We start from the raw sequence: 12,576 nt of genomic DNA, 5'->3' as shown, positions 1-12,576 counted from the left end.
TAATTGTTGTTGATTTAACGCCCAAAAGCCCAATTTGGTAAATAGTGACTGTATTTTTTGCTTTTTAGCGCAATGCTCGGCAAACTATGCGAAATTTTTAGGAGGCTGGTATGCAGTTAAATTACAAGCAACAAGGGCAAGGTCCTAATGTTGTTTTGATCCATGGGCTTTTTGGCTCCTTAGAAAACCTAAATGTAATCGCAAAACCCCTAAGTGAAAACTTTAGTGTGATTAATCTCGATCTGCGCAACCACGGACTTTCACCTCATAGTGATGAAATGAATTACCCGGCAATGGCACAAGACATTGTTGAGTTATTAGCGCATTTAAACATAGATAAAGCACATTTAGTTGGGCATTCTATGGGTGGGAAAGTCGCAATGGAATTAGCACTAACACACCCTGAACTGGTAAATAAGTTGGTTGTACTTGATATTGCACCTGTTAGTTACCCTGCTCGCCACACAAAAATATTACAAGCATTAAAAGCAGTTTCAGCGCAGTTAATAGACGATAGAAAGCAAGCTGATGCAATTATGCAGCCTTATGTTGAAGAGCTGGGGGTTCGACAGTTTTTACTTAAAAGCCTTGCCAAAAATGAAGAAGGTCATTTTGCATGGCGATTTAACTTAAATGTGCTTGATAGAAAATATTCGACAATCACGTCCAATGTTAATGAAAACAATTCTTGTTTATGCGATACTCTTTTCATTAAAGGTAATGATTCTGACTATATACTGCCTGAGCATCGTACTGCAATTACAGCACGCTTTAAAAACACCAAGGCTAAAATTATTCATGGCGCAGGTCATTGGCTTCATGCTCAAAAGCCTCTTGTTGTTAATAAAGCGATAAATGACTTTTTAACTGCGGTTTAAAGCAATTTTAATCGCGTGTTTTTGATTCAGCGCACTAAATATATGAATATTTATATGCTATAGTACGCGCCGTTTAATTTAAAGGTTATACGTTGATGGTCAGTCAGTTAATTAACGAATTTGATACCCTAGGGTTGTATTTTGGCTTAGCCGGTATTTTCATATTCATCGGCATGGCAATTAAAGACGTACTAAAAAGTGGCAATGTACCAAAGTTCGGACAATACATTGTTTGGGGCGTGCTCTTTTTAGGTTGTTCGGGCTTTATTGCTAAAGGGCTTATTCAAGTATTTTGGCAAGGCGCAGGTGTAGGTTAAGCATGGCGAAGTCAGAAACAGATAGAACTACACTCGATTTATTTGAATACGAAAAACGCCCAGGCAGACCTAAAACCAATCCCCTTTCACGGGATATGCAGTTAAAGGTAAATAAACGTAATCAAATAAAAAGAGATAAAGCACGTGGTTTAAAGCGTGTTGAATTTAAAGTTTCATCGCAGTTATATCAAGCATTGAGTGATATGGCAGATGCACAAAATATTAGCCGTAGTGCGCTGATTGAAACGATTTTACAAGAAAGATTGGCTATTGATACATAAAAGGTTTTAAATCCATGGCAAGTGTAGGCATTTTTTTCGGAAGTGACACAGGTAACACAGAACACGTAGCAAAAATGATCCAAAAAGAATTGGGTAAAAAGCTAGTGGCTGTTCATGATATTGCAAAAAGTTCTAAAGAAGAGATTGCTGAATTTGATTTAATCTTATTCGGTATTCCTACTTGGTACTACGGTGAAGCTCAATGTGACTGGGATGACTTTTTTCCAGAACTTGAGGAAGTAGACTTTGAAGGTAAACTTGTAGCTATTTTTGGTTGTGGTGACCAAGAAGATTACGCTGAGTACTTTTTAGATGCGATGGGCATGATCAACGATATTGTTACTGAACGTGGCGCTATTGTTGTGGGCCATTGGCCATGCGAAAGCTATGACTTTGAAGCATCTAAAGGCATGGCTGATGATAAGCATTTTGTAGGTTTGGGTATCGACGAAGACCGTCAGCCAGAGCTTACAGAACAACGTGTTAAAGCATGGTCTGCTCAAGTATATGAAGAAATGTGTTTAAGTGAATTAGCTGACTAATTTACTGCATATATCGCTAGCTGTTTAAATAATTATCAAACAGTTAGCGTTTTAAGCTTTAGTGGCAATATAAATCAATTGTTCTTTGCACTTAACGCTTAGGCACGTTATCCTGTTTGTTGCTAATGTGTCGTGTACATCTTTGCAAGATGTCTAGTATAACCAAATAAAATTGAGACAGATTTAATGACTGATCATAACTTGGAACTTAAAAAAGCCGGTTTAAAAGTAACTTTACCGCGTATTAAAATATTAGAGATTTTACAATCTCCAGATAACCAACACATCAGTGCTGAAGATGTTTACAAAATTCTTTTGGATCTAGGTGAAGAAATTGGTCTTGCAACTGTATACCGTGTACTTAACCAATTTGATGATGCGGGTATTGTAAGCCGTCATCACTTTGAAGGCGGAAAGTCTGTATTTGAACTCTCTGGAAGCACTCACCACGACCATTTAGTATGTTTAAAGTGTGGCAAAGTAGTAGAGTTTGAAGATGACATGATTGAGCGTCGTCAACTAGAAATTGCTGAAGAAAATGGTATTACCCTTACAAACCATTCTTTATATTTATACGGTGAGTGTAATGACAAAGCAGCGTGTAAAGAATTTAGCGACGCCAACAGCTAATACCGCTTTTAAAAGCAATAAAAAAACCTGCTAAGTGCAGGTTTTTTTGTGTCTAAATATTGTGACTCATGTAAATTTTCTAAATTATACCAATTCGCTCGATAAAGAACCTTTTTAGAATGTGATAAACGTGCTGATAGCTCTTACTGGTAATTGCACCTGCATTGCCCTGCATTTATGCATTTAATAAACAGAATTATTTAAAACTGCTAATGTAAGGTTTACCTCTTAAAATGATTGAGTATTATTACAAATTGGTATTATGCCCAATGTACTATTGGGCATAAAAATTAGTGATTACTGAGTTTTAGACCATGAATCGCGAAGACCCACTGTTTGATTAAATACAACGTTCTCTGATTTAGAATCACGAGAGAAATAACCCGTACGCTCAAACTGGAAGCCCTGCTCTGCTTGTGAATTAGCAAGCGATGGTTCTAATTTAGCATTAGGTAAAACATCCAGTGATTCCGGGTTTAGCGTAGTTTCAAATTCCTCTGCAGCTGCTGGATTTGGTACGCTAAACAAACGGTCGTATAAACGAACTTCTGCACTAATAGACTCTGGTGCTGAAACCCAATGAATAACACCTTTTACTTTACGACCATCACTTGGGTTTTTACCAAGTGTTTCACTGTCGTAAGTACAGAAGATAGTTGTGATTTCGCCGTTTTCGTCTTTCTCAACACGCTGTGCTTTAATAACATAAGCGCCACGCAAACGTACTTCTTTATCAAGCACTAAACGTTTGAATTTGTTATTCGCTTCTTCTTTAAAGTCTTCTCGTTCGATGTAAATTTCGCGAGTAAACGGTACATCACGACGACCCATTTCTTCTTTATTTGGGTGATTAGCCACTGATAAAGTTTCAACCTTGTCTGCATCGTAGTTTTCAATAACAACTTTAACAGGATCGAGCACAGCCATTGCACGTGGTGCATTTTCGTTTAAGTCTTCACGGATACAGGCTTCAAGCATGCCCATTTCAACCATATTCTCTTGTTTTGTTACACCAATACGCAAACAAAATTCACGAATTGAACCTGGTGTATAACCACGACGACGTAAACCTGCAATAGTAGGCATGCGAGGGTCATCCCACCCTTCTACATAGTTATTTACTACTAAATCATTTAGCTTACGCTTTGACATAATAGTGTATTCAAGATTTAAGCGCGAAAACTCAATTTGTTGCGGGTGACACTCTAAACTAATGTTATCAAGTACCCAGTCGTATAAACGACGGTTATCTTGAAACTCTAATGTACATAATGAATGTGTAATACCTTCAAGCGCATCAGAAATACAGTGAGTGAAGTCATACATTGGGTAAATACACCACTTATCACCTGTTTGATGATGGTGAGCAAAACGTACACGGTAAATAATTGGATCGCGAAGCACCATAAATGAGCTTGCCATATCAATTTTAGCACGAAGTACACATTCACCTTCTTTGAATTCGCCAGCGCGCATTTTTTCAAATAACGCTAGGTTTTCTTCAACTGAAGTATCTCTATAAGGACTGTTTTTACCTGGCTCTTTTAATGTACCGCGGTACTGTCGTGCTTCGTCTGCAGTTAAAAAACAAACGTACGCTAAGCCTTTTTCAATAAGCTCTACTGCGTATCCATATAAAGTATCAAAATAGTTAGAAGAATACTTTATGTCGCCATCCCAATTAAAGCCTAACCACTGTACATCCTCTTTAATAGAGTTAACGTAGTTAATGTCTTCTTTTTCAGGGTTTGTATCGTCAAAACGTAGGTTACATAAACCGTTGTAGTCTTTTGCGATACCAAAATTCAAACAAATTGATTTGGCATGGCCAATATGTAAAAAACCATTTGGTTCAGGTGGAAAACGTGTATGCGTTGTCGCATGTTTGCCACTTGCTAAGTCTTCATCAATTCGGGTTCTAATAAAGTTACTTGGGCGATTCTCAATTTCCGCCATAGGAGTGTGATCCTCTAAATATTACGTAATAACAAAACTAATGCATTATTACAAAAACATACACTAACATACAGCAATAGATTAAGGTTTATTTTAGATATTGATTAACTTTAATCCACTTGTTCAATTGTTTATGAATAAAATTTGTTTTAACGCAACATTTAAGTCATCAAAGCCAATTATAGTAGCTAAATAACCTACTTTATAAGGATTCTAAGATGGCGACACTTAATCAACACCGTGTATATATTCCAACTAATGCACGCGCTAACCACTATTTATTGGCTGAAATAATACCTAACGAAGCATTTTATAATAGCTTTAGCACTATAAACTGTTGCTACGAGCGTATTGCGCGTCAATTATTTGCATGTTGTGATGAATATGAACTGCATAATGTACATTTATTAGCAAACGATAAACTACCGGTTGTCCGTTTTCATGATGAGTCATACCAGCTAGAAACCGATAAGCAAATGCTGTTTTTTTATAATCCTCGTTATCACGAGGCACATAAAATTTATTACTCACCAGATAAAAAAAGTAAGAAAATACGTTTCTTGTTTTTAGCCACAGGTGAAGATTTACGTGCAAACTCAGCTTTGTTTCACAATAGAGTACAAAAAGTATTAAATTCACTCCAAGAACAGTTATTTATAAATCAGCCCCAATTTAAACTTCGCGATCACCAACATCTAACTTACGATTTATTTGCTAAAGATAAGGGAAATAAAGAGAGTTATGGATATAAACTCAGGAGCCTCTACCCTCGTTATCAATCAAGGCAATGTAATATTCCTAGTGACTATGCTGAAATGACTTATGCAACATTTACCATTGCGGTTTCTCGGGCCATCAAAACACAGTTTCAAACACTGATGAACAATAACGATGTGGACAAGTTTTATGATTACTTTGCAGATAGTTTTAAACGCGCATGTGAAAAAAACAAATTAACACACGGTGCAATGGTAGCTAATGGCGCAATACCCATTGTCCGAAACAGTAAAATAGATAAAAACGAGGGTAATGCAGAGTTACAAAAGTTGAGTTTTGATGTTGAATCAAATGAAAATCAAATTAAGTATTTTTATGAAGCAACAAAGTTAGTAGAAACAATACATTTTGTTATTGTCGCAACGCAACAGGATAAACATGAAATTGGTTATGGCCGCTTTATGAACCAAGTAGAAAAAACCATTCATGCATTATGTAACGGGCTGGCTATAAATAAACAACGACAAGATTTGTCTGTACGATTTTTTCAGCACATTAGTTATCCGTTTTAGATTTTCATCCCAATAACAAAAAGGCCCGCATAAGCGGGCCTTTTCAGAGGAAACAAGCAATTACCAGCCTGTTTTCTCTTTAAGTGCTTTACCGATTTCAGCAAGTGAACGTACAGTTTTTACGCCCGCAGCTTCTAATGCAGCAAATTTCTCATCAGCAGTACCTTTACCGCCTGCGATGATTGCGCCAGCGTGACCCATACGCTTACCTTCTGGTGCAGTAACACCAGCAATGTAAGATACTACAGGTTTAGTTACGTTAGCTTTGATGTACTCTGCAGCTTCTTCTTCTGCAGTACCACCAATTTCACCAATCATTACGATTGCTTCAGTTTGTGGATCTTTTTCGAACATTTCTAAAACGTCGATAAAGTTAGTACCTGGAATTGGATCACCACCAATACCAACACACGTAGACTGACCAAAACCAGCATCAGTAGTTTGCTTAACCGCTTCGTACGTTAAAGTACCAGAACGAGAAACAATACCTACTTTACCAGGTTTGTGGATGTGACCAGGCATGATACCAATCTTAGTCTCACCAGGAGTAATAACACCTGGACAGTTAGGACCGATCATACGAGTACCTGTTTGATCTAGTTTAACTTTAACGTCAACCATATCAAGTGTAGGAATACCTTCAGTGATACAAACAATCAGCTCGATGCCAGCATCGATAGCTTCTAAGATTGCATCTTTACAGAAAGGTGCTGGTACGTAGATAACTGAAGCAGTTGCGCCAGTTTCTTGAACAGCATCACGAACTGTGTTGAATACAGGAAGACCAAGGTGCGTTTGACCGCCTTTACTTGGGCTTACACCACCAACCATTTGTGTACCATACTCAAGCGCTTGCTCTGAGTGGAAAGTACCTTGACCACCAGTGAAACCTTGACAGATAACTTTTGTATCTTTATTGATTAATACAGACATTATTTGCCCTCCGCAGCAGCAACAACTTTCTCAGCAGCGTCTGTTAGTGATTCAGCAGCAATGATATCTAGACCTGAGTTCTTAAGAACTTCACGACCTAATTCAGCATTAGTACCTTCTAAACGTACAACTACAGGTACATTTACGCCAACTTCTTTAACTGCGCCAATGATACCTTCAGCAATCATGTCACAACGTACGATGCCACCAAAGATGTTAACTAAAACAGCTTTAACATTATCGTCAGAAAGGATGATTTTGAATGCTTCAGAAACACGTTCTTTAGTCGCGCCGCCGCCAACATCTAGGAAGTTAGCAGGTTTGCCGCCGTGTAGGTTTACGATGTCCATTGTACCCATCGCTAGGCCTGCACCGTTAACCATACAACCAACATTGCCATCTAGTGCAACGTAGTTAAGCTCGAAGCTTGCTGCGTGTGCTTCACGTGCATCTTCTTGAGATGGATCGTGGAACTCACGGATTTTAGGTTGACGGTAAAGTGCATTACCATCAATACCGATTTTTCCGTCAAGACAGTGAAGGTTACCTTCGTCTGTAATTACTAACGGGTTGATTTCAAGTAGTGCGAAATCAAAATCAGTAAACATGTTACCAAGACCCATAAAGATCTTAACAAACTGCTTCATTTGTACTGGGTTAAGACCCAATTTGAAGCCTAGTTCACGTGCTTGGTAAGCTTGAGGACCCACTAATGGATCAATTTCAGCTTTGTGGATAAGCTCTGGTGTTTCTTCTGCAACAGTTTCAATTTCAACGCCGCCTTCAGTAGACGCCATGAAAACTACTTTGCGAGATGCACGGTCAACTACTGCACCTAGGTACAATTCGTTAGCAATGTCAGTACAGCTTTCAACTAAAATTTTAGCTACTGGCTGGCCTTTCTCGTCTGTTTGGTAAGTAACTAGGTTTTTACCCAACCAGTTAGCTGCAAACGCTTTTACTTCGTCGATAGTTTTTACTAGCTTTACACCGCCAGCTTTACCACGTCCACCTGCGTGAACCTGAGTTTTAACAACCCACATATCACCGCCGATTTTTTCAGCAGCTGCTGCAGCTTCTTCAGGTGTATCGCAAGCGAAACCCTGAGAAACTGGTAAACCATATTCGGCAAAAAGTTGTTTTGCCTGATACTCATGCAAATTCATGATGCTTTATCCAATTTTTTATACTAAAAGAGCTGAATATTTTTTCAAATAAACAACTATCCCAAATTGCGCACCTAGTATAGATCCCAAGGCTTAACATGAAAACCCCAGTAAGACCAAAGGCGCAAAAAAAAAGCTGTGAATGTTCATTCACAGCTTACATTTCATACAACTAGATTAAACATCTAGCAATAAGCGAGTTGGATCTTCAAGTAACTCTTTAATAGTCACTAAGAAACCAACAGATTCTTTACCATCAATGATACGGTGGTCATAAGAAAGTGCTAAATACATCATAGGTAGTATTTCTACTTTACCATTTACAGCCATCGGACGGTCTTGGATTTTATGCATACCCAAAATTGAAGACTGTGGCAAGTTAATGATAGGTGTAGATAGTAATGAACCAAATACGCCGCCATTAGTAATAGTGAAATTACCACCGGTCATATCTGCAAGCGTTAGCTTACCATCACGACCTTTAAGTGCTAATTCACGAATACCCTTTTCAATTTCAGCAACAGATAGTTTGTCACAATCTTTAAGTACTGGAGTAACTAGACCACGTGGAGTAGATACTGCAATGCTGATATCAAAATAGTTATGGTAAACAATATCGTCACCATCAATTGATGCATTAACATCTGGGAAGCGTTTAAGTGCTTCAGTTACCGCTTTCACGTAGAAAGACATGAAACCTAAACGAATGCCATGACGCTTTTCAAATACTTCTTGGTACTGCTTACGAAGGCTCATGATTGGTTCCATGTTCACTTCGTTGAATGTTGTTAACATTGCAGTTGAATTTTTAGCTTCAAGAAGACGTGTAGCAATCGTTTTACGTAAACGAGTCATAGGAACACGTTTTTGAGTACGATCGCCCATCGGTGCTGCAGGTGCAGAAGCTTCTACTTTTTTAGCCGCTGGCGCTGGTGCTTTTAAGAACGTATCAACGTCTTCTTTAGTTACGCGGCCATTTTTACCCGTGCCGTTAATTTTAGAAGCGTCTAAGCCTTTCTCAGCAATTAAACGACGAACTGATGGTGTTAACACATCTGAACTGTCGCTAGAATCTGCTGCTGGCGTTTCGTCTGCTTTTGCAGCTGGAGCCGCTGGTGCACCGCCTGCTTTAACCGAACCAATTACTTGCTCGCCAAGTACAGTATCGCCTTCGTTGTGAATGATATCACCCATGATGCCATCTTCTTGAGCTACTACTTCAAGAACAACTTTATCTGTTTCAATATCTACCAAGTTTTGGTCGCGTGTTACTGCGTCACCTGGTTGTACATGCCATGTAGCAATTGTTGCGTCTGCAACTGATTCTGGAAGTACAGGTACTTTAATATCCACTTCTTTACCTTCTGATGCTGGTGCTGATTGCGCCGCTGGCGCGTCTTCTGATTTAGCTGGTGCTGATTCTTCTTTAGATGAACCTTCACTTGCTGGCGCTGCATCAGCATCACCAAGTAAACCCATAACTTGATCGCCAAGTACGGTTGCACCTTCTTCTTGTGATATTTCTGTAATTACACCGTCATGCTGTGCAACAACTTCTAAAACCACTTTATCTGTTTCAATGTCTACTAAGTTTTGATCGCGAGTTACTTTGTCGCCAACACTTACATGCCATGTAGCAACGGTAGCATCTGCAACCGACTCAGGAAGAACAGGAACTTTAATTTCTGTGCTCATTGCTTATCCTTTATTTTCTATAGTAAGCGCGTCGGCAACGAGCGCTTGTTGTTCTTTAGTATGTACTGACATGTAACCACACGCTGGTGATGCAGACGCTTTACGTCCTGCATATTTTAATTTAGCACCTTGTGGGATTGCATCAATAAAGTGATGTTGTGAACAATACCATGCACCTTGGTTTTGTGGCTCTTCTTGACACCATACAAAATCAGTTACGTGTTGGTAACGCTCCATAATTGTTTGCATTTCGTCATGTGGGAACGGATATAACTGTTCAACACGAACAATAGCAATATTATCTTGCTCTAGCTTACGACGCTCTTGTAATAGTTCGTAATAAACTTTACCACTACAAAATACAACGCGTTCAACTTTTTCAGGGTTAATATCATCAACTTCGTCGATCATATTATGGAAAACACCATGCGAAAGCTCTTCAAGCGATGAAGTAGCAAGAGGATGACGAAGCAATGACTTAGGCGTCATAACAATCAACGGACGACGTAGTGGTCGAACTGATTGACGACGAAGCATAGCGTAAACTTGTGCAGGAGTAGATGGAACACATACTTGCATATTGTGATCAGCACATAGTTGTAAGAAACGCTCTAAGCGAGCTGAACTATGCTCTGGACCTTGTCCTTCGTAGCCATGTGGTAACAAAATTGTAAGACCACATAAACGGCCCCATTTTTGCTCACCAGAACTTAAGAATTGGTCAAATACAACTTGGGCACCGTTGGCGAAATCACCAAATTGTGCTTCCCAAAGCACTAATGAAGTAGGCTCTGCTGTTGCATAACCGTATTCAAAAGCAACTACAGCTTCTTCAGAAAGAACAGAGTCGTATACTTCGAAAGTACCTTGATCTTCGCTTAAGTGCTGTAGAGGTGTATAAGTAGCGCCGTCTGATTGACTGTGGACAACAGCATGACGATGGAAGAATGTTCCACGCCCTGAGTCCTGACCAGTTAAACGAATATCAGTACCTTCAGTTGCGATTGTTGCATAAGCAAGTGTTTCTGCCATACCCCAATCTAAAGGTTTCTCACCAGAAGCCATTAATTTACGATCATCGTAAATCTTTTTAACGCGTGACTGTGCTTTATATTGCTCAGGGTAGGAAGCAATTTTCTCACCCAGTGTTTTAAGCTCTTCAACAGATACGCTGGCATCGTAATCAACATCCCATTCATGGCCAACATACTTTGCCCAGTCTGAAGAATGCGATGTCTCTGGTTGTATTTCTGAAACAACACAGTCGCCTTCGTCTAATGCATTACGGTACTCATCAGCAAGTGCTTTTATTTCTTGTTCAGAAAAAGAGCCTTCAGCTATAAGTTGATCTGCGTAAATTAAACGTGGAACTGGGTGCTTTTTAATTTTTTGGTACATAACAGGCTGAGTTGCATTAGGCTCATCAGCTTCATTGTGACCATGGCGACGGTAACATACTAAATCGATTACTACGTCACGTTTAAACTGGTTTCTGAAATCAAGTGCAAGTTGTGTAACAAATGCAACTGCTTCAGGGTCATCAGAGTTAACATGGAATATAGGTGACTGAACCATTTTAGCAATGTCAGTACAGTAATCAGTAGAGCGTACATCATCTTGTTTTGATGTAGTAAAACCAACTTGGTTATTTACAACAATACGAATACTACCACCACAACTAAATGCGTTAGTTTGTGATAAATTAAACGTTTCTTGTACAACACCTTGGCCGGTAACCGCAGAATCACCATGAATTGTAATTGGTAAAGCTTTAATACCAGAACTGTCACCTAAACGGTCAAGACGAGCACGTACAGAGCCCATAACAACTGGGTTTACAATTTCAAGATGAGACGGGTTAAACGCAAGCGCCATATGAACATTGCCACCTTTAGTAGCAAAGTCAGATGAATAACCCATGTGGTATTTAACATCGCCAGAACTTAATGTTTCTTTATGTTTACCAGCAAACTCATCAAATAATTCTGATGGATTTTTACCAAGTACATTTACAAGAACATTTAAACGACCACGGTGAGCCATACCAATAACAGCTTCTTGTTGGCCGCTTTCACCAGCGCGGTGAATAAGCTCTTTTAACATTGGAACTAACGCATCGCCACCTTCAAGTGAGAAACGCTTAGCACCTGGGAACTTAGCCCCTAAATATTTTTCAAGTCCGTCAGCAGCAGTTAATCCTTTTAGGATACGCAGCTTTTCGTCTTTTTCGAATTTTGGCCTAGACTGGACAGATTCTAAACGCTGTTGTAACCAACGCTTTTCCTCTGTTGATGTGATGTGCATATACTCAGCGCCAATTGAACCACAATATGTAGTTTTTAGTGCTTGGTATAGTTCACCTAAAGGCATAGTATCGCGGCCTACGGCAAACGATCCTACGTTAAACTCGCGGTCAAAATCACTTGAAGATAAGTCGTGGTACTCTAGCTCTAAATCTCGTACACGCTCTCGTTGCCAAATACCTAATGGATCTAGGTTTGCATTTTGGTGTCCACGAAAACGGAAAGCATTAATAAGTTGTAGAACTTTAACCTGTTTAAGGTCACCGCCACTACCCTCTGCTACCACTACTTCTCTATGCTTGTTTTTTGCAAGCTGTGCAAACTGCGTTCGAACTTCTGAATGTTTTACTTCAACATCCACACCATCAACTTTAGGTAATTGTTCGAACACTTCTCGCCATTCATCTGGCACAGAAGTCGCATCGTCTAAATACGCTTCATAAAGCTCTTCTACATAAGCAACGTTGCCGCCGTTTAAATGTGAAGATTCTAGCCATGCCTTCATCACACCTTCGTGCATTTATAAGCCCTTTTCTTTAGCGCAGAAATTAATAGTTATCATAACAAGATGGCTAATAATCTATAT

General features: G+C 39.3%; 11 protein-coding genes. 6 read left to right on the top strand and 5 right to left on the bottom strand.

Annotated features, from left to right (window positions below):
- Positions 1–110: 110 nt before the first annotated feature.
- The 5 genes from EU510_RS03540 (at position 111) to fur (ending at position 2,648) form a co-directional block, all read left to right on the top strand.
- On the top strand, positions 111–878 hold the full coding sequence (locus EU510_RS03540; protein ID WP_149592277.1) for an alpha/beta fold hydrolase: 768 nt from the start codon (positions 111–113) through the stop codon (positions 876–878).
- Positions 879–973: 95 nt separating this feature from the next.
- Positions 974–1,195: a DUF2788 domain-containing protein gene (locus tag EU510_RS03535; protein ID WP_002962930.1), complete on the top strand. Its 222-nt coding sequence runs from the start codon at positions 974–976 to the stop codon at positions 1,193–1,195.
- 2 nt (positions 1,196–1,197) lie between these two features.
- Positions 1,198–1,476 (top strand): LexA regulated protein, encoded by a 279-nt coding sequence (gene ybfE / locus EU510_RS03530; RefSeq protein WP_002962928.1) that lies wholly within the window; start codon positions 1,198–1,200, stop codon positions 1,474–1,476.
- A gap of 14 nt (positions 1,477–1,490) precedes the next feature.
- Positions 1,491–2,018 carry a flavodoxin FldA gene (gene fldA, locus EU510_RS03525; RefSeq protein ID WP_149592276.1) on the top strand — a complete coding sequence of 176 codons (528 nt, stop codon included), beginning with the start codon at positions 1,491–1,493 and terminating at the stop codon, positions 2,016–2,018.
- Positions 2,019–2,204: 186 nt separating this feature from the next.
- The gene (gene fur, locus EU510_RS03520) at positions 2,205–2,648 is read left to right on the top strand and encodes a ferric iron uptake transcriptional regulator (RefSeq protein ID WP_002962922.1); all 444 of its coding nucleotides are present in this window, start codon (positions 2,205–2,207) and stop codon (positions 2,646–2,648) included.
- 297 nt (positions 2,649–2,945) lie between these two features.
- Here fur and glnS read toward each other — a convergent pair whose 3' ends face one another.
- A complete protein-coding gene (gene glnS / locus EU510_RS03515; RefSeq protein ID WP_149592275.1) occupies positions 2,946–4,604 on the bottom strand; it encodes a glutamine--tRNA ligase in 1,659 nt (552 codons plus the stop codon).
- Positions 4,605–4,822: 218 nt separating this feature from the next.
- Between glnS and EU510_RS03510 the strand changes: the two genes are divergently transcribed.
- A complete protein-coding gene (locus tag EU510_RS03510; RefSeq protein ID WP_149592274.1) occupies positions 4,823–5,893 on the top strand; it encodes a DUF3083 family protein in 1,071 nt (356 codons plus the stop codon).
- Positions 5,894–5,953: 60 nt separating this feature from the next.
- Here the strand turns inward: EU510_RS03510 and sucD are convergent, their stop codons facing one another.
- From sucD to sucA, 4 genes are all read right to left on the bottom strand, one after another.
- On the bottom strand, positions 5,954–6,826 hold the full coding sequence (sucD, locus tag EU510_RS03505) for a succinate--CoA ligase subunit alpha (RefSeq protein WP_149592273.1): 873 nt from the start codon (positions 6,824–6,826) through the stop codon (positions 5,954–5,956).
- Complete coding sequence (gene sucC, locus EU510_RS03500) at positions 6,826–7,992, bottom strand: ADP-forming succinate--CoA ligase subunit beta (RefSeq protein WP_002961809.1); 1,167 nt, start codon at positions 7,990–7,992, stop codon at positions 6,826–6,828. The genes sucD and sucC overlap by 1 nt, the downstream gene beginning before the upstream one ends.
- 177 nt (positions 7,993–8,169) lie before the next feature.
- Entirely contained in the window at positions 8,170–9,687 is a 1,518-nt protein-coding gene (odhB, locus tag EU510_RS03495) for a 2-oxoglutarate dehydrogenase complex dihydrolipoyllysine-residue succinyltransferase (RefSeq protein ID WP_149592272.1), read from the bottom strand.
- Positions 9,688–9,690: 3 nt separating this feature from the next.
- Positions 9,691–12,510 (bottom strand): 2-oxoglutarate dehydrogenase E1 component, encoded by a 2,820-nt coding sequence (gene sucA / locus EU510_RS03490; RefSeq protein WP_149592271.1) that lies wholly within the window; start codon positions 12,508–12,510, stop codon positions 9,691–9,693.
- Positions 12,511–12,576: the final 66 nt, after the last annotated feature.

This window comes from Pseudoalteromonas sp. FUC4 (assembly GCF_008370255.1).
In the GTDB taxonomy this organism is placed as follows: Bacteria; Pseudomonadota; Gammaproteobacteria; order Enterobacterales; family Alteromonadaceae; genus Pseudoalteromonas.
Note: the sequence above shows the minus strand (reverse complement) of the source record. Positions and strands in the feature narration are given on the sequence as shown.

Coding starts and splice junctions, on each gene's coding strand:
- EU510_RS03540 (WP_149592277.1), top strand. CDS start 111: ATGCAGTTAAATTACAAGCAACAAGGGCAAGGTCCTAATGTTGTTTTG.
- EU510_RS03535 (WP_002962930.1), top strand. CDS start 974: ATGGTCAGTCAGTTAATTAACGAATTTGATACCCTAGGGTTGTATTTT.
- ybfE (WP_002962928.1), top strand. CDS start 1,198: ATGGCGAAGTCAGAAACAGATAGAACTACACTCGATTTATTTGAATAC.
- fldA (WP_149592276.1), top strand. CDS start 1,491: ATGGCAAGTGTAGGCATTTTTTTCGGAAGTGACACAGGTAACACAGAA.
- fur (WP_002962922.1), top strand. CDS start 2,205: ATGACTGATCATAACTTGGAACTTAAAAAAGCCGGTTTAAAAGTAACT.
- glnS (WP_149592275.1), bottom strand. CDS start 4,604: ATGGCGGAAATTGAGAATCGCCCAAGTAACTTTATTAGAACCCGAATT.
- EU510_RS03510 (WP_149592274.1), top strand. CDS start 4,823: ATGGCGACACTTAATCAACACCGTGTATATATTCCAACTAATGCACGC.
- sucD (WP_149592273.1), bottom strand. CDS start 6,826: ATGTCTGTATTAATCAATAAAGATACAAAAGTTATCTGTCAAGGTTTC.
- sucC (WP_002961809.1), bottom strand. CDS start 7,992: ATGAATTTGCATGAGTATCAGGCAAAACAACTTTTTGCCGAATATGGT.
- odhB (WP_149592272.1), bottom strand. CDS start 9,687: ATGAGCACAGAAATTAAAGTTCCTGTTCTTCCTGAGTCGGTTGCAGAT.
- sucA (WP_149592271.1), bottom strand. CDS start 12,510: ATGCACGAAGGTGTGATGAAGGCATGGCTAGAATCTTCACATTTAAAC.